Here is a 15,338-nt window from a genome sequence, read left to right as displayed (position 1 = left end):
TGTAGCGAGTGCTGCCCGGCATTCAATGGGTGCCGGCATGAAATCGCTGCCACTCAATGCCGATTGTAGGGACAGCTCCGTTAACGAATCTGCAAAGAAAAAGGGGCGCCGAAGCGCCCCTCCAGTCATCCAATGGGGTCGGATTACTTCGCGATCAGCGCCGACAGCATCCACGAGGCTTCTTCATGGGCACCAATACGTGCGGTCAGAAGATCGGCGGTGAAGACGTCGTTCAGTTCTTCAGCTTCTTCGACAGCTTCATGGAGCTGTCGGGAGATGGACTGATGGTCTTCGGCCAGCTGCTTGATCATCGCTTCTGGCTCCGGCAGGGCTGCGACATCATCGACAACGCTGTCTTTGATGTAGTTGCCCAGACCGACAGGTGTCGGGAAGCCGATCGCGCGAACGCGTTCCGCAATCTCGTCAATGGCTTCCGCCAGGGCCAGATATTGGTCGTCGGTCAGTTTGTGTACAGAGTAGAACATTGGGCCGGTAATGTTCCAGTGAAAAGCGTGGGTCTTGTGGTACAGCACATAGGTGCTGGACAGCACGGCGCCCATTTTCTGGGCCAGCTTTTTGCGGTCTTTCTGGTCGATGCCAACTTTGACGGGGATATCCTGTTTCATTGATGCGGACATGGGTTCGCTCCTTTCAAATTCTATGCAGTGGAAATGCCGCGCGGGGCTGAAAGTTCCCGCGTCTCGTCAGGGTCGTCGCGGCTACCTGTCCGGGCTAAATGATCCTCCATGCCGCATAAAACCTCAGTTTCCACGTTCGCCCTCACCGCCATTGCCGCTGCCGGGCTTCACAATGTCGCACTCGCCCAAGACCAGATCGTGGTGACGGCGCTTCGACAACCAAACGCACTCCTCGACACGCCGGTGTCCATCTCGGTGATCGATCGGGACGCTATTGACCGGATCATGCCGCATCATCCCGCTGAGCTGATCAATATCGTTCCCGGGGCGAATGTGCAGGCGGGGTCCGGCCAGGAGCATCTGACCGCGATCCGGTCACCTGTGCTGACAGGCGGGGCGGGAGCGGGATCCTTCCTCTACCTGCAGGACGGGGTGCCGCTGCGGTCGGCGGGCTTTGCCAACGTCAATGGTCTCTTCGACGCCCAGACGGATTTTGCGCGACGGGTTGAGGTCATCCGGGGCCCGGGCGATGTGACCTATGGCTCAAACGCCGTCCACGGCAGCATTAACGTGCTGTCGCCCGACCCCCTGACGGCTGATGGGGCAGAGATGCGCCTGAGCGCCGGTGCCTTTGAACGACGACAGGCGACCCTGTCCGGGGGCGGCAGCGGTTTGTTCGGTGGGCTGAATGTCTATTCCGATGGTGGGTACCGCGATGATAGCGGCGTCCTGCAGGTCAAGGGCCAGCTGGCCCACGCCATGACGCGCGGCAACTGGACGGGACGAACCCGGCTGTCCTTTCACCATCTGGAACAGGAAACGGCCGGATATGTGGAGGGGCCGTCCGCCTATCGTGAGGACGCGCTGCGGCGGAGCAATCCCAATCCTGAAGCCTATCGCGACATCGATCTCGCCCTGTTGTCGTCAGAATGGCAGTGGTCGGGAGACCGTATGTCGGCGACCATCACCCCTTACGCCTTGTGGACAGAGATGGAATTCAAGATGCATTTCCTCCCCTCCCAAGCGGTGGAGAGCAATGACCACCGGGCGATGGGCGTCCTGTCGACATTTGTCCGTCCCCTGGGGCCACTGACGGAACTTGTTTTCGGCGCCGATCTGGAAACGGCACAAGGGTCGCTGACGGAAGTGCAGGACATTCCGACCGTTTTTTCATACGTACAGGGTGTGCACTATGATTATGATGTGACGGCACAATCGGCGGCTCCATTTGCACGCATCGATCATCAGCTGACAGAGGGCTGGCGCGTGCAGCTGGGCGGCCGCTACACCTATACAGCCTACGACTACGACAATCATCTGGAGGATGGTCGTCTTGGCCGGTTCATCCGGGTGGCGGACCGCAGCGATGATTTTGGTGTGTGGACGGCGAAGCTGTCCACAACCTATGATCTGGGTGACCGGACGGCGCTGTTCGCGAGCCTGTCCCGGGGCGCAAGGCCGCCGCAGACCACAGACCTCTATCGGCTACAGCTCAGTCAGACGGCGGAAGATATAGAGCCAGAAACACTGGATATGGCTGAATGGGGCATCCGTCATGATGGCCAGCGCCTCTATGCTGAACTCGTCGCCTTTGCTGGGCGCAAGGAGAACTTCCTTTTCCGCGATGCCGATGGTTTCAACGTCACGGACGGGGTGACGACCCATCGCGGACTTGAGGCGGACCTTCGGTGGCGGGCGACCGAAACCCTGACCCTGTCCGCCGGCGGTACATTGGCCAAGCACCGGTACGACTTTACCCGCATCGTCGGGATAGAAAGCGAGATCATCCGTTCAGGGAGTGCAGTGGACACAGCGCCGGAAACCGTGGCGCGCGCGGCGGTGCAGTGGATGCCTGTCCCGGCACTCAGCACGTCCCTGTCGATCAGCCATGTGGGGGCCTATTTCACTGACGCGGCCAACGAGAACACCTATCCGGGGCATGAGGTCGTGGACCTGCAGGCCGCCTATCAGTTGAGCGATCGGGTTCGCCTGTCGGGCGTGGTCAAAAACCTGTTGGATGAACGCTATGCCACCCGCGCCGACTACGCCTTTGGCAGCGAGCGTTATTTCCCCGGTGAGGAGCGCCACGGTATCGTGACGCTCGAGGTGGGGTTCTAGGCCAGCGCGTCTTCCCAGAATGCGATCTGCTTCAACACTTCTTCCGGCGCGGTGCTGCCAGCACTGCGCTTGGCGCAGATTGACGCGAGCGGCGTGAGGCGGTCCAGCATATCCTGGTTGATCCTGGGGCTGATCTTCACGGCATCGCTAAGCGGCACTTCATGCAGCATCAGGTCATTTTTTTCGCAATAGGCGACCAGCGCGCCGACAATATGGTGGGCATCACGGAACGGCGTGCCCGCGGCGGCCAGCTGATCGGCCAGGTCGGTTGCGGTGGAATAGCCGCGGCTTGCGTCGCGTTCCATGGCGGCGGCGTTGATGGTTGTGGAGTCGATCATCCGGGCCAGGATGTCCAATGACATGCCCAGCGTGTCGAGGGCATCCATCATCGGCTTCTTGGTGTCCTGCAGATCTTTTGAATAGGCCAGTGGCAGACCCTTGGTGCAGAGAGTCAGTGTGGTGAACGCGCCGGCGATCGATCCGACCTTGGCGCGGAGCAGTTCGGCGGCATCCGGATTGCGTTTCTGCGGCATGATAGAGCTGCCGGTGGAGTAGGCATCGCCGACGCGGAAATAGCCGAATTGCGGCGTGGCATAGATGACCACTTCCTCCGCATACCGCGAAATATGGGTGGCGCAGAGGCTGGCCACTGCCACGGTATCCAGCACAAAGTCACGCGCCGAAACGGCATCAAGCGCATTGCGGCAGGGGCGGTCGAAGCCGAGCGCCTTGGCCGTCTGCTCCCGATTGATCGGATGGGGCGTGCCCGCGAGCGCGGCGGCACCAAGCGGAGACTCATTCAACAGCTCACGCACGCCGAGCAGTCGAAGCCGGTCGCGTTCGAACATCTCCACATAGGCGAGGCAGTAAAAAGCATAGGAAATCGGCTGGGCGATCTGCAAATGGGTGAAGCCCGGCATCACCGTTTCTTCGTGACCTTTGGCCTGATCCAGAAACGCCTTCTGCACCTGCCGCACCATCTCCACCATCTGGTCGAGCGCACGGCGGGTATAAAGCCGAATGTCTGTTGCCACCTGATCATTGCGCGACCGCCCGGTGTGCAGCTTGCCTGCCACGTCGCCCACCACTTCGCGCAGGCGGCTTTCGACGTTCATGTGAACGTCTTCCAGTTCAAGCTTCCAGGTGAAATGACCGGTCTTGATCTCGCCGCGGACCGTCTCAAGGCCATCAATGAGCGTCTCGGCTTCATCCGCCGTGATGATGCCTTGGCCCCCGAGCATGGCGGCATGAGCAATTGAGCCGTCAATATCTTCCATCGCCAGGCGCTTGTCTTCATCGATCGACGCGTTGAAGCGCTGCATGGCTTCGGCGGGACCTTCCGCAAACCGGCCACCCCACATGGCGGACTTTGTCTGGGGCGTTTTCTCGGTCATGGCGGGGTCCTTGTTTGCGTTTGAGGGCTTTTTATCGAAAAGACCCTCTCTGTCGACGGGTCATTTGGCAGTTTTCTGCCTTGTTGCGGCTGAGTAATCGCCGATTCGTGCTTGCGTTAAGGGGGGCGGGCTCATATAAGCCGCGCCATGACCTCAGCTGTCCACGCCCTTCTTCCATACCGACGCCGCGCGATTTCGCGCCGGTGCGCTGGGGCTTGCGGGGTTCGCGACTAGGCGAACGACCCTCATCTGCTCCGACCCGGCCGGCCGCTTGCGCCGGTTTTTTTATTTGGTTCGACTGACTGTGACGATCACGAGAGAGACATGCCCAAGAACTTCCTGACAACCGCCGACTGGTCCCGTCTCGAGCTGGAGGCCCTGTTGGCCGATGCCCGTGCGCTGAAAGCCTCGCCGCACCAGAAACGTCTCGAAGGCAAATCGATCGCGCTTGTCTTCTACAATCCGTCGTTGAGGACACGGACCTCCTTTCAGGTTGGCGCGCATCAGCTTGGTGCGCAGGCGGTGGTGCTGGATGCGGCGGGCACATGGCCGGTCGAATTCTCTGACGGGGCGGTGATGGATGGTGATCCTGAAGAGCACGCCAAGGAAGCGGCCCGCGTCCTCTCCCGCTATGTGGATCTGATCTGCATCCGCGCATTTCCGAAGTTCAAGAACTGGGCTGAAGAGCGCGAAGACCCCATGCTCTCCGCCTTCGCCAAATATGCGACCGTGCCGATCATCAATATGGAGACGATCGTCCACCCGTGTCAGGAGCTGGCCATGCTGCTGGCCCTGCAGGAGGCGCATGGCGATCTTGACGGCAAGAAATTTGTGATGACATGGACCTATCACCCCAAGCCGCTCAATACGGCGGTGGCAAACTCCGCGATCCTGGCGGCGACCAAGATGGGGATGGACGTGACGCTTCTCTGTCCGACCAAGGACTATCTTCTGGACGAGCGGTACATGGACGCGGGCGCCCAGTTTGCCAAAGAGAATGGCCGGTCGTTCAGCGTGACGCACGATATCGCCGAAGCCTATCAGGGCGCGGACGCCGTTTACGCCAAAAGCTGGGGGCCGCTCCCGCTGCTCGGCAACGTACCAGCGCAGCAGGAAATGAGCGCGCCGTTCAAGCACTTCATCGTCGATGAAGAGAAGATGGCGATGACGAACAATGCGACCTTCAGCCATTGCCTGCCCATGCGGCGGAATGTGAAGGCGACGGATGCGGTGGCGGACAGCCCCCGCTCCCTGATTATCGACGAGGCGGAAAATCGCCTCCATGTCCAAAAAGCGGTCATGTCCGCAGTTCTCAAAGGATTGCCTCAATGAGCAAGAAAGTCGTTCTGGCGTTTTCCGGTGGTCTGGATACGTCCTATTGCGTTGCCAGCCTGAAAGAAGAAGGCTTCGAAGTTTATACCTATTACGTGCACACCGGCAGCGCTGATCCTCAGGCTGAGGCCAAGATCGCAGCGCGTGCGAAAGAGCTTGGTGCCGTCGATCACCGGACCATTGATGCCGGGCCGATGCTGTGGGACGAAATCGTGGTGCCGTTCCTCGCAGGCGGCGCGCGGCGCCAGGGGCGCTATCCCGTTCTGTGCGCGGACCGCTATCTCATCGCCCGGTTGGGCGTCGATCTGGCGAGGGAAGTCGGCGCCAACGCCATCGCCCATGGCTGCACGGGCATGGGGAACGACCAGGTGCGGTTTGACGTCAGCCTCGCCGCCCTGACTGATGCCAAAATTATCGCGCCCATCCGGGATATTCAGGACAAGGAAAATGTCCGGGCCTATGAGATGGAGTTTCTCCGCGCCCGCGGGTTCGACGTGCCAGAGCGCGCCAGCCGCTTTTCGGTGAACGAGAACCTGCTTGGCGCCACGCTGTCCGGCGGGCCGATTGATGAATGGGATGTCCCGGAGGCGGATGCCCGCGTCCTGACTGCCTTGCCGAAAGATTGGCCGACGGAGCCGCTGAAGGTTGTCATCACCTTCGACAAGGGTCGCCCGGTGGCAATCGACGGCAATTCGATGGATGGTGCCTCGATGCTGAAAGCGCTGAACGAGCGGTTCGGTCCTTATGGCGTGGGCTATGATATTTATACCGGCGACACGCTGGTCGGTCTGAAGGGCCGGATCGTGTTCGAAGCGCCCGGGCTCTTCGCCTTGGAAGCAGCGCATACGGCGCTTTGTGAGGCCGTTTCGTCAATGGCACAAAATGCATTCCGCCGGGATGTTGGCGACCAGTGGGTCGATCTTGTCTATGATGGTCGGTTCTTTGATCCGCTGCGTGACGATCTTGAAGCCTATCTGACATCGTCCCAAGGCCGCACGTCCGGTGACGTGACGGTGATGACCCATGGCGGCGTTGTGACGGCGGCTGCCGTCAAGTCACCCTATATTCTGCGCAAGAAGGATTCAGTCTACGCGCAGAAAGCGGCGTGGTCAGGCGCGGAAGCCCAAGGCTTCACACGGCTTTCGGGCCAATCCACCCAACTCTGGCGGCAAATAGGTGAGCAGGCAAAGTGAGTGCACTGACAGACAACATACTCGACCATCTCAAAGCGCTGGTTGCGGTGGACACGCAGAATCCGCCGCGCGCCGTGACGGCCGACGGACCGCTGGTCCAGACGGTCCGTGATCGGCTGCCCGGCTTTGACATCAAGGTGCACGATTATGGGGGCGGATCGATCGTCATTGAGGCCATTCGCGGTGATGCGCCGGTACTGTTCAACGTCCATCTGGACACGGTTCCCGTGGCGGAGGGGTGGCAGAGCGATCCGCACACGCTGAAAGTCACGAATGGCAGGGTCTATGGCCTCGGGGCCTGCGATATCAAGGGCGCAGCGGCTTGTCTGTTTGCCTTGGCGTCTCGCACGACCGCACCGATGCACCTGGTCCTGTCGACGGATGAGGAGTCGGGGCAGAGCGCCTGTATCCGCCGCTATCTCGAGGTGCCACCACCCGTACGTCAGGCCATTATCGCAGAGCCAACATCCGTGCGGGCGGTGACGGAGCATCGCGGTATCCTCAGTGCCAAGATGGCCTTTACAGGAACCAGTGGCCACTCCTCCGGCGAAAAGGCCAAGAGTGCTGTCCATGACGCCGCACGGTGGATCACAGCCGTGCTTGACCATCCTGAGGCGGCGAAGAACCGTCTCAACGTTGGGCGGATCGAGGGCGGTGTGAAGCCGAACATGATCGCTGCGTCGGCTGAATTGCTGTTCGGCTTTCGCGCTCTTCCGGGCACCGACCATCTGGCTCTTCTTGAAGCCTTCGATTCGGCAGCTTCTGATATTGTCGATGCCGAACGGATGATCCGGTTTGTGGGTCCCGCCTTGCCGGATGATGTGGATGGGCCCGCCGGGTTCGCACAGGCACAGGCCACCCAGTGGCTGGACGAAGTCGGTCTTGAGAAGGGCGAAGCGGTCAATTTCTGGACCGAGGCGGCGCTGTTTGCGGCTGCCGGGGTGCCGGCCATCGTTCTTGGGCCCGGCGATATTGCGCAGGCTCACACTGCGAATGAGTGGGTGACAATCGAACAACTCGAGCTCGCCTATTCCGCTTACGAACGGATTGTGAATCATGGCTGATGCCGGTTTCAGTTTCCGGGAACGGGCGACGTTGCTTCTGTCCAATCTGGAAGAAGGACGTGAGGTCCGGACCTATCTGCAACAGTTCAGTCGCTCCAATGGCGGTTGCTTTGCCGTGATCAAGGTAGGCGGCGCTCTCGTCGCTGAAGAGTGCGCGGCTCTTGCGGAGCGGCTCGCGCTGCTCCAGGCACTCGAACTCAAACCGATTGTTGTGCTGGGCGCTGGACCGCAGCTTGACGCGCGTCTGACTGCGGCTGGCATCAAGACAGAGCGTCGGGACAATCTGCGGGTCACCCCGGACGAGGCTATTGCTATTGTCGCGGAAGAGGCAGCAGCGACCGGCCTGTCCTTGGTCAAGGCCGTCGGTACGGCGGGGGGCAGCGCCGTTCTCGCGCCGCCCGCGACCGTGAAAGCGGAGCCGCTTGATGAGGAAAAATATGGCCGCGTGGGCCGGGCCATCGGCGTGAATGCGCAAGGCATTGATGACCTTCTGCACACGCGGGCCATTCCCCTGATCTGTTGCGTGGGGCAGGACAGTCGTGGCCGTCTGCTCAACGTGAATGCGGACGACGTTGCGCGCGAAGTCGCCCGTGCCGTCAGTCCACAGAAGATCGTTTTCCTGACCTCGACAGGCGGCCTGCTCGATGAGAAAGGCGCGATCATCGACTCCATCAATTTGCAGAGCGACTATGATCGTCTGATGGCCGAAGACTGGATCCATTCCGGGATGGCGTTGAAGCTCAGCCAGATCAAATCCCTGCTGGATGACCTGCCGCCGTCCAGTTCGGTTTCGATGACGGATACATCGCACCTGATGCGAGAGCTGTTCACCCATGGCGGGGCCGGAACGCTGATCCGTCAGGGCGAGGCGATTATTTCCGAGCCTTCGCCAGATACAGACAAGCTCACCACGCTGATTAACGGTGCCTTTGGCCGTACGTTGCGGGATGATTTCTGGCAGACGGCGGATCTCGACTTTATCCTGCACTCTGAGCGGTATCGGGCCGCCGCGGTCGTGACGCGCTTGGGCGGAATCTCCTGCCTCGACAAGTTCGCGGTGAGCGTAGACGCGCGGGGAGAGGGGCTGGCCAAGGCGGTCTGGCGGGAATTGGCCGAGCGGGCGCCGCGCCTCATCTGGCGGTCGCGTCCGAATAATCCGTTCAACGCCTTTTATACGGCTGTGGCTGACGGCTTTATCCGGCGTGACCCATGGTTCGTGTTTTGGTGCGGGACGGATCTCGATGACCATATTGTGCCGCTCGCCAGCGAACTGGCCGCTCGTCCGGCGGACTTTGTGGAGAATGCGAAGTGAGCGTCAGAAGAATTGGTCTGGTCGGTGCGCGCGGCTATGTCGGGCGGGAAATGATGGCGCTGATCGAAAGGGACAGCGATTTCGAACTCGCTCTGGCCACGTCGCGTGAGCATGCAGGCCGGCCCATTTCAAGCGTATTCGATACGGTGTCGACCGATCTTGAATTCTCTGATCCTTCGGCTGACGATATCGCCGCTGCCGGTTTGGATGCGATTGTTCTCGGCTTGCCCAATGGACTGGCCGCCCCTTTTGTGGACGCTCTCGACCGGATCTCGCCGGAAACAACTATTGTCGATCTGAGCGCCGATTATCGGCACAAGGACGGCTGGATCTTTGGTCTGTCCGATCTGCTGGCCGATGAAATCAAGGGTGCCAAGCGTATCGCCAATCCAGGCTGCTATGCCACGGCGGGGATCCTGCCGCTGCATCCCTTGGCATCTCTTCTGTCGGGGACGCCCGCCCTGTTCGGCTTGTCCGGCTATTCGGGCGCCGGGACAACGCCGGGGCCGAAGAATGACCCTGTCAGGCTGGCCGATAATATCCTGCCCTACGGCTTTGCGGGCCATGGTCATCAGGGCGAGATCGGTGCTGCCATCGGCAGGCCGGTCCGGTTCATGCCCCATGTGGCGCAGTTCTTCCGCGGGCTGATCGTGACGATTGCGGCTCCATTGCGAGACGGAACAGACGTTGACGAGGTGAATGAACGTTTGGCCGGAGCCTACGCTGATAATCCAACCGTCAGTGTGCAGGCGGACGTGCCAGAAATCGGGCAGGTGGCGGGTACGCCAAACGCTGTCATTGGTGGCGCGGCGATCGATCCGGCGACAAATATGCTCGCTATTGCGTGCGTGCACGACAATTTGCTGAAAGGCGCCGCGTCGCAGGCCTTGGCGAACCTACGGCTCAGCTATGGGCTGTCGCGCGGATCGGTCTGATCAAACGTCTTTCTGGGGGCGGCCGATTGAGGTGTAGGTAAAACCTTCACGCCGCATAACCACTGGATCGTACACGTTGCGCAGGTCCACCATGACCGGTGCAGTCAGCAGCGTCTTGACCCGATCAAGGTCGAGTGCGCGATAGGCATCCCATTCGGTCAGGATGACAGCACAGTCGGCGCCTTCCAGCGCATGGTACGGTCCATCGCAATAGAAGATGTCAGGCAAGCTTTTTGCCGCCTCTTTCATCCCTTCGGGATCATGCGCACGGACCTTTGCGCCCGCTTTTTCCAGCGCCGGGATCAGGTCGAGGCTCGGGCTGTCGCGCATATCGTCCGTGTTCGGCTTGAACGTCAGGCCAAGGATGGCCACCGTCTTGCCGGACAGGTCGCCGCCTACGGCCTGCGCGACGCGATCGACCATAGACTTCTTGCGGCGGTCGTTGATTTCGACGACCGCTTCAACGATCTTGATGGGAGCCTCGAACTGCTGGGCCGTGCGGACAAGCGCGAGCGTGTCCTTGGGGAAGCACGAGCCGCCATAGCCTGGGCCCGCGTGAAGAAATTTGCCGCCGATCCGGCCATCAAGGCCAATACCCTTGGCGACCTGTTGCACGTTGGCGCCAACCTTCTCGCACAGATCCGCCATCTCGTTGATGAAGGTGATCTTGGTGGCCAGAAACGCGTTGGCCGCGTATTTGATCAGTTCACTGGTCACCCGATTGGTGAACACGATGGGCGTCTCGTTCAGGTAAAGCGGGCGATAGAGCTCCCGCATCACATCCTGTGCCTTTTCATCCTCGGCCCCGACGACGACTCGGTCAGGGCGTTTGAAATCGGAAATGGCTGCGCCTTCGCGCAGGAACTCCGGGTTTGAGGCGACCGAGAAATCAACGCCCGGTTTGAGGTCGGGTCGCACTTTCTGAATGATCCTCTCGACCTCTGCGCCAGTGCCCACAGGGACGGTGGATTTGGTAACAACGACGGTATAGCCGTCAATCAGTGTCGCGATTTCTTCAGCCGCTGCGTAGACATAGGACAGGTCCGCATGGCCGTCACCACGACGCGACGGTGTGCCGACGCCGATGAAGACAGCATCGGCGGTGGGGACGGCGTCCTTCATATCGAGCGTGAATGAGAGACGCTCAGCCGCGACGTTCTTTTCCACAAGCTTTTCGAGGCCCGGCTCGAAAATGGGGATCTCTCCCCGCTCCAGGCGCTCAATCTTGGAGGGGTCCTTGTCCACACAGATGACCGTGTGGCCAAAGTCCGAAAAACACGCGCCGGACACCAGTCCGACATAGCCAGTTCCAATCATCGCGACGCGCATGGGGCAACTCCCGTATCCAGTTGATAGGGCGCCTTAATCACTGCGCGCAGCGATGAAAAGCCTGTACGTGGCTTTACGAGAAGAGAGTGCAGGCACCGTCGCTTGCAGGACCCACTTTTTCCCGCATGATGGAGAAGAGCTCGCGCCCATACCCGTCGTGAGTGTTCGCCTGGTGCACGGCGGGTGACCGGCTCATCAGATCATCCACCTTTGCGTTCAGCGTCCCCGCTTCCGCATCGAGGCGGATGATATCGCCGTCGCGCAGGCGCGAGATTGGTCCTTCGTGCAGACTTTCCGGGGTCAGGTGAATGGCGGCAGGGGTCTTGCCTGAGGCGCCGGACATCCGGCCGTCGGTGACAAGCGCCACTTTATAGCCCTTGTCCTGCAGAACGCCGAGCGGCGTGGACAGGCGGTGAAGCTCTGGCATGCCGTTGGCAGCTGGACCCTGGAAGCGGACCACGGCGACGAAATCGCGGTTCAGCTCACCAGCCTTGAACTTGGCCTGCAGCTCTTCCTGGTCGTGGAAGATGATCGCGGGCGCTTCGACGATGCGGTGTTCAGGGGCAACGGCAGAAGCCTTGATCACGGACTGCCCCAGATTGCCGGTCAGCATCTTCAGGCCGCCCTGGGCCGCGAACGGATTCTCGATCGGCCGGACAATGTCCTCATTCAAGGACTTCTCAGGGGTCGGTTTCCAGACCACCTCACCGTCCTGCAGGAAGGGCTCGCAGGTATAATCTTCCAGACCGCGGCCCATGGCTGTCACAACATCGTTCACCAGCAGACCGTGCTTCAGCAATTGTGCCGTCACAAAGCCCAGCCCGCCCGCGGCGTGGAAATGGTTCACGTCAGCCGGACCGTTTGGATAGACCCGCGCCAATAGCGGCGTCACCGTGGACAGGTCTGTGAAGTCCTGCCAGTCGAGGAGGATGCCTGCGGCACGCGCCATGGCGACAAGGTGCAGGGTGTGGTTGGTGGAGCCGCCCGTGGCGTGCAGACCGATGATCGCGTTGACGAATGCGCCGGCACTGGCGACGTGCATCAGACGGTTTTCCGGGCCCATTTCTAGCGCCCGCAGCGCCGTTGCACGGGTCAGGGCTTCTCTCAACGGTGTGTTTGGATTGATGAAAGCACTGCCCGGCATGTGCATGCCCATCATTTCCATCAGCATCTGATTGGAATTGGCGGTGCCGTAGAACGTACACGTCCCTTCGGAATGGTAGGACGCCATTTCGCTTTCAAGCAACTGTTCACGGTCGATCTGCCCTTGCGCATAGAGCTCGCGCACGCGTGCCTTTTCCTTGTTGGGCAGACCGGAGGTCATCGGCCCGGCTGGCACAAAGATCGTTGGCAGGTGACCGAAGGACAATGCGCCAATCATCAGGCCAGGGACGATCTTGTCGCAGATACCGAGGCACAGCGCGGCGTCGAACATGTCGTGGCTGAGCGCAATGCCCGTGGCCATGGCAATGACGTCGCGACTGAACAGGGACATCTCCATCCCTTCCACGCCTTGTGTCACGCCATCGCACATGGCGGGCACACCGCCTGCGACCTGCGCAGTGGCGCCGTTCTTCCGTGCGACATCCTTGATGATGGATGGGTAGCTTTCGTAGGGCGCGTGTGCCGACAGCATGTCGTTATAGGCGGTGACGATGCCGATATTTTTGCCGTCGAGCCGTAGGCGGAGTTTGTCGCCCGCCGGGGCTGAGGCGTAGGCGTGGGCGAGGTTGCCGCAGGAATGTCGGGACCGCTTGCCGCGACTGGCCATCGCCTCACATTTCTCGATGTAGGCAGCGCGCGTGTCGCGGCTTCGCTCTTCGATACGTTTCAGGACGGCAGCAACAGTTTCGTTCAAACGGGTCATGACAGACTCCTCAGGCTGCCCACAGAATCCGAAGGGGCAGATTTTCGTCGCGCAAGAGAGCACGAATGGGAAGGTCGAGCACAGGGCCATCTTCCATGGCCTGCTCGAGGACGGCTTTTTTGTCTTCGCCAGTGATCAGCAGGATCATGCTGTCAGTGTTGCACAGGGCCGGTTTGCTCAGTGTCCAACGCGGATAGGGCGCGCCTTCAGGCAGCGGATCGGGGGTCACGGGCAGGATCACGCCGCCTTCACCTTTGAGCGCCGCCTCACTTCCCTCACTATGCGGAAAGATCGACGCAAAGTGGCCATCGCCGCCCATGCCCATCAGGACACTGGCAAAGCGGGCGGGGACGTCGCTTAGCGACTGCTGATCATCAAGGCCGACGAACGTGGCGAACCGGCTATGTCCGGTGATCAGGCATTCCTTGACCATGCTGGCATTGTCGACATTGGCGGATGGCGGCGCGCGACGCTCATCGGTCAGGGTAACGGTCACCTTCTCCCACGGCACGGTCTCGTCCGCGGTCAGGTTCTGATAGACCGGTTTCGGCGTTGATCCGCCAGAGCCGACGAATACCGCCTCACCGCGCGTCTTGATGGCCTCGGTGAGGGACTGCGCAATGGAGCGGGCCGTCTCTTCAAACAGGGCGTCCCGTGTCTCATAAATCTCGATCTTATTCATACCAGCTATGCCCATTTCGTTCGGTCAGTGAGTGTTTGCCCGGTGGGCCGTCGCGCCCTGACTTGTAGGGCATGGGTGTCATATTGCGTTTGTCCCAGCTGTCGACAATGCCGTCGATGAACCGCCAGGCGGCCTCCTGCTCGTCGCGCTGAACGAACAGGGACGCATTGCGACGCAGGGCGTCCAGGATCAGCTGCTCGTAGGCAATGCGGCGACGGTTCTCGCCGATGGCCGACAGATGGTCGGACAGGGACAGGTTCAGGCTAAGTTCCTGCAGCGGCATGCTGCCTTCGATCAGACCGGGCCGCTTGTTCATGATCTGCAGCTTGATCTCTTCCTTTGGCTGCAGCGTGATGACCAGCTCGTTGGGGGAAGCCGGGCTGTCAAAAATGGAATGGGGCAGAGGCCGGAACGACACGACGATCTCGGTCTTGCGTTCACTCATCCGCTTGCCGGTCTGCAGATAGAACGGCACCCCGGCCCAACGCCAGTTCTTGATCTCTGCATTGATGGCGACATAGGTCTCTGTGTCGCTGTGCGTGGCTTCAACGTCGTCGAGGTAATTGAGGCATGATTTGCCGTCGGAATCGTGGCCTTCGATATATTGGCCGCGTACGGTCTTGTCCTGCACATTGGCCGGCGTGATCGGCGCCAGTGACCGCAGAACCTTGACCTTTTCATTGCGGATGGCGTCCGCGGACAGGCTGGCGGGTGGCTCCATGGCCATCAGGCAAAGAAGCTGGATCATGTGGTTCTGCACCATGTCGCGGATCGCGCCATAGGCGTCGTAATAACCGCCGCGGCCTTCTGCGCCGACCGTCTCCGAGATCGTGATCTGGACATTGTCGATGGAAGAGGCGCTCCACAGCGGTTCGAAAATGCGGTTGGCAAAGCGCAGGGCGATCAGGTTCTGGACGGTCTCTTTGCCCAGATAGTGGTCGATCCGGTATGTGCGGTCCTCGGAAAAGGCCGAAGCGAGCGTGTCATTGATCTCGATGCAGCTCTGCAGATCGTGGCCGATCGGCTTTTCCACCACAATGCGGTTCGGCGCCTTGGACAGGCCATGCTCGTTCAGGGCATCACAGACGGCAGAGAAGATCGACGGGCTTGTCGACAGATAAAAAACGGCTTCGTCCTGACCATCATTCAGGGCGTCGCGCAGGCGGGCAAAATGCGCCGGTTCAGAGGCGTCGACGGCGACGTAGGAGACCCGTTCCGCGAATGTGTTGAAGGTGGCCTCGTCATAATACTCGCCAGTGCGTTCCTTGATCCAGGGCCGCATCTTTTCGCGAAATTCCTCGTCAGGATATTCCGATCGCGATGACCCGATGATTTTCTGTCCTTCTTCCAGGAAGCCTTCCATGTGCAGGAAGTACAGGGAGGGAAACAGCATCCGGCGCGCCAGATCGCCGGTCGCGCCGAACAGAACAAAGGTGGGTGGTTGGGTCATCACAATCCTTCAAACGACTGAGCG

General features: G+C 60.5%; 12 protein-coding genes. 6 read left to right on the top strand and 6 right to left on the bottom strand.

Going from position 1 to position 15,338, the window contains the following annotated elements:
• Positions 1–143 precede the first annotated feature (143 nt).
• Positions 144–638, bottom strand: a complete 495-nt coding sequence (locus RUI03_RS13010) for a DNA starvation/stationary phase protection protein (protein WP_317287895.1) — start codon at positions 636–638, stop codon at positions 144–146.
• A gap of 108 nt (positions 639–746) precedes the next feature.
• On the opposite strand from RUI03_RS13010, the gene RUI03_RS13005 reads away from it, so the two are divergent.
• Complete coding sequence (locus RUI03_RS13005) at positions 747–2,756, top strand: TonB-dependent receptor (RefSeq protein ID WP_317287894.1); 2,010 nt, start codon at positions 747–749, stop codon at positions 2,754–2,756.
• Here RUI03_RS13005 and argH read toward each other — a convergent pair.
• Positions 2,753–4,150 (bottom strand): argininosuccinate lyase, encoded by a 1,398-nt coding sequence (gene argH, locus RUI03_RS13000; protein WP_317287893.1) that lies wholly within the window; start codon positions 4,148–4,150, stop codon positions 2,753–2,755. The genes RUI03_RS13005 and argH overlap by 4 nt on opposite strands.
• Before the next feature lie 324 nt (positions 4,151–4,474).
• On the opposite strand from argH, the gene RUI03_RS12995 reads away from it, so the two are divergent.
• The 5 genes from RUI03_RS12995 to RUI03_RS12975 are packed head-to-tail and all read left to right on the top strand — an operon-like array spanning position 4,475 to position 9,986.
• A complete protein-coding gene (locus RUI03_RS12995) occupies positions 4,475–5,482 on the top strand; it encodes an N-acetylornithine carbamoyltransferase (protein WP_317287892.1) in 1,008 nt (335 codons plus the stop codon).
• The gene (argG, locus tag RUI03_RS12990; RefSeq protein ID WP_317287891.1) at positions 5,479–6,675 is read left to right on the top strand and encodes an argininosuccinate synthase; all 1,197 of its coding nucleotides are present in this window, start codon (positions 5,479–5,481) and stop codon (positions 6,673–6,675) included. The genes RUI03_RS12995 and argG overlap by 4 nt, the downstream gene beginning before the upstream one ends.
• Positions 6,672–7,739, top strand: a complete 1,068-nt coding sequence (locus tag RUI03_RS12985) for an acetylornithine deacetylase (protein WP_317287890.1) — start codon at positions 6,672–6,674, stop codon at positions 7,737–7,739. The genes argG and RUI03_RS12985 overlap by 4 nt, the downstream gene beginning before the upstream one ends.
• Entirely contained in the window at positions 7,732–9,051 is a 1,320-nt protein-coding gene (locus RUI03_RS12980; RefSeq protein WP_317287889.1) for an acetylglutamate kinase, read from the top strand. Before RUI03_RS12985 ends, RUI03_RS12980 begins: the two co-directional genes overlap by 8 nt.
• Positions 9,048–9,986 carry an Asd/ArgC dimerization domain-containing protein gene (locus RUI03_RS12975; RefSeq protein WP_317287888.1) on the top strand — a complete coding sequence of 313 codons (939 nt, stop codon included), beginning with the start codon at positions 9,048–9,050 and terminating at the stop codon, positions 9,984–9,986. The genes RUI03_RS12980 and RUI03_RS12975 overlap by 4 nt, the downstream gene beginning before the upstream one ends.
• Here the strand turns inward: RUI03_RS12975 and RUI03_RS12970 are convergent, their stop codons facing one another.
• From RUI03_RS12970 to zwf, 4 genes are all read right to left on the bottom strand, one after another.
• On the bottom strand, positions 9,987–11,315 hold the full coding sequence (locus RUI03_RS12970) for a UDP-glucose/GDP-mannose dehydrogenase family protein (protein ID WP_317287887.1): 1,329 nt from the start codon (positions 11,313–11,315) through the stop codon (positions 9,987–9,989).
• Between the two features lie 73 nt (positions 11,316–11,388).
• Positions 11,389–13,182 (bottom strand): phosphogluconate dehydratase, encoded by a 1,794-nt coding sequence (edd, locus tag RUI03_RS12965; RefSeq protein ID WP_317287886.1) that lies wholly within the window; start codon positions 13,180–13,182, stop codon positions 11,389–11,391.
• A gap of 10 nt (positions 13,183–13,192) precedes the next feature.
• Positions 13,193–13,864: a 6-phosphogluconolactonase gene (locus tag RUI03_RS12960; protein ID WP_317287885.1), complete on the bottom strand. Its 672-nt coding sequence runs from the start codon at positions 13,862–13,864 to the stop codon at positions 13,193–13,195.
• Positions 13,857–15,314, bottom strand: a complete 1,458-nt coding sequence (gene zwf, locus RUI03_RS12955; RefSeq protein ID WP_317287884.1) for a glucose-6-phosphate dehydrogenase — start codon at positions 15,312–15,314, stop codon at positions 13,857–13,859. Before zwf ends, RUI03_RS12960 begins: the two co-directional genes overlap by 8 nt.
• Positions 15,315–15,338 lie beyond the last annotated feature (24 nt).

The organism is Parvularcula sp. LCG005 (assembly GCF_032930845.1).
Classification (GTDB): Bacteria; Pseudomonadota; Alphaproteobacteria; order Caulobacterales; family Parvularculaceae; genus Parvularcula.
The sequence above is the reverse complement of the archived record's forward strand: the minus strand, read 5'-3'. Positions and strand labels throughout refer to the sequence as shown.

Coding starts and splice junctions, on each gene's coding strand:
- RUI03_RS13010 (WP_317287895.1), bottom strand. CDS start 638: ATGTCCGCATCAATGAAACAGGATATCCCCGTCAAAGTTGGCATCGAC.
- RUI03_RS13005 (WP_317287894.1), top strand. CDS start 747: ATGCCGCATAAAACCTCAGTTTCCACGTTCGCCCTCACCGCCATTGCC.
- argH (WP_317287893.1), bottom strand. CDS start 4,150: ATGACCGAGAAAACGCCCCAGACAAAGTCCGCCATGTGGGGTGGCCGG.
- RUI03_RS12995 (WP_317287892.1), top strand. CDS start 4,475: ATGCCCAAGAACTTCCTGACAACCGCCGACTGGTCCCGTCTCGAGCTG.
- argG (WP_317287891.1), top strand. CDS start 5,479: ATGAGCAAGAAAGTCGTTCTGGCGTTTTCCGGTGGTCTGGATACGTCC.
- RUI03_RS12980 (WP_317287889.1), top strand. CDS start 7,732: ATGGCTGATGCCGGTTTCAGTTTCCGGGAACGGGCGACGTTGCTTCTG.
- RUI03_RS12970 (WP_317287887.1), bottom strand. CDS start 11,315: ATGCGCGTCGCGATGATTGGAACTGGCTATGTCGGACTGGTGTCCGGC.
- edd (WP_317287886.1), bottom strand. CDS start 13,182: ATGACCCGTTTGAACGAAACTGTTGCTGCCGTCCTGAAACGTATCGAA.
- RUI03_RS12960 (WP_317287885.1), bottom strand. CDS start 13,864: ATGAATAAGATCGAGATTTATGAGACACGGGACGCCCTGTTTGAAGAG.
- zwf (WP_317287884.1), bottom strand. CDS start 15,314: ATGACCCAACCACCCACCTTTGTTCTGTTCGGCGCGACCGGCGATCTG.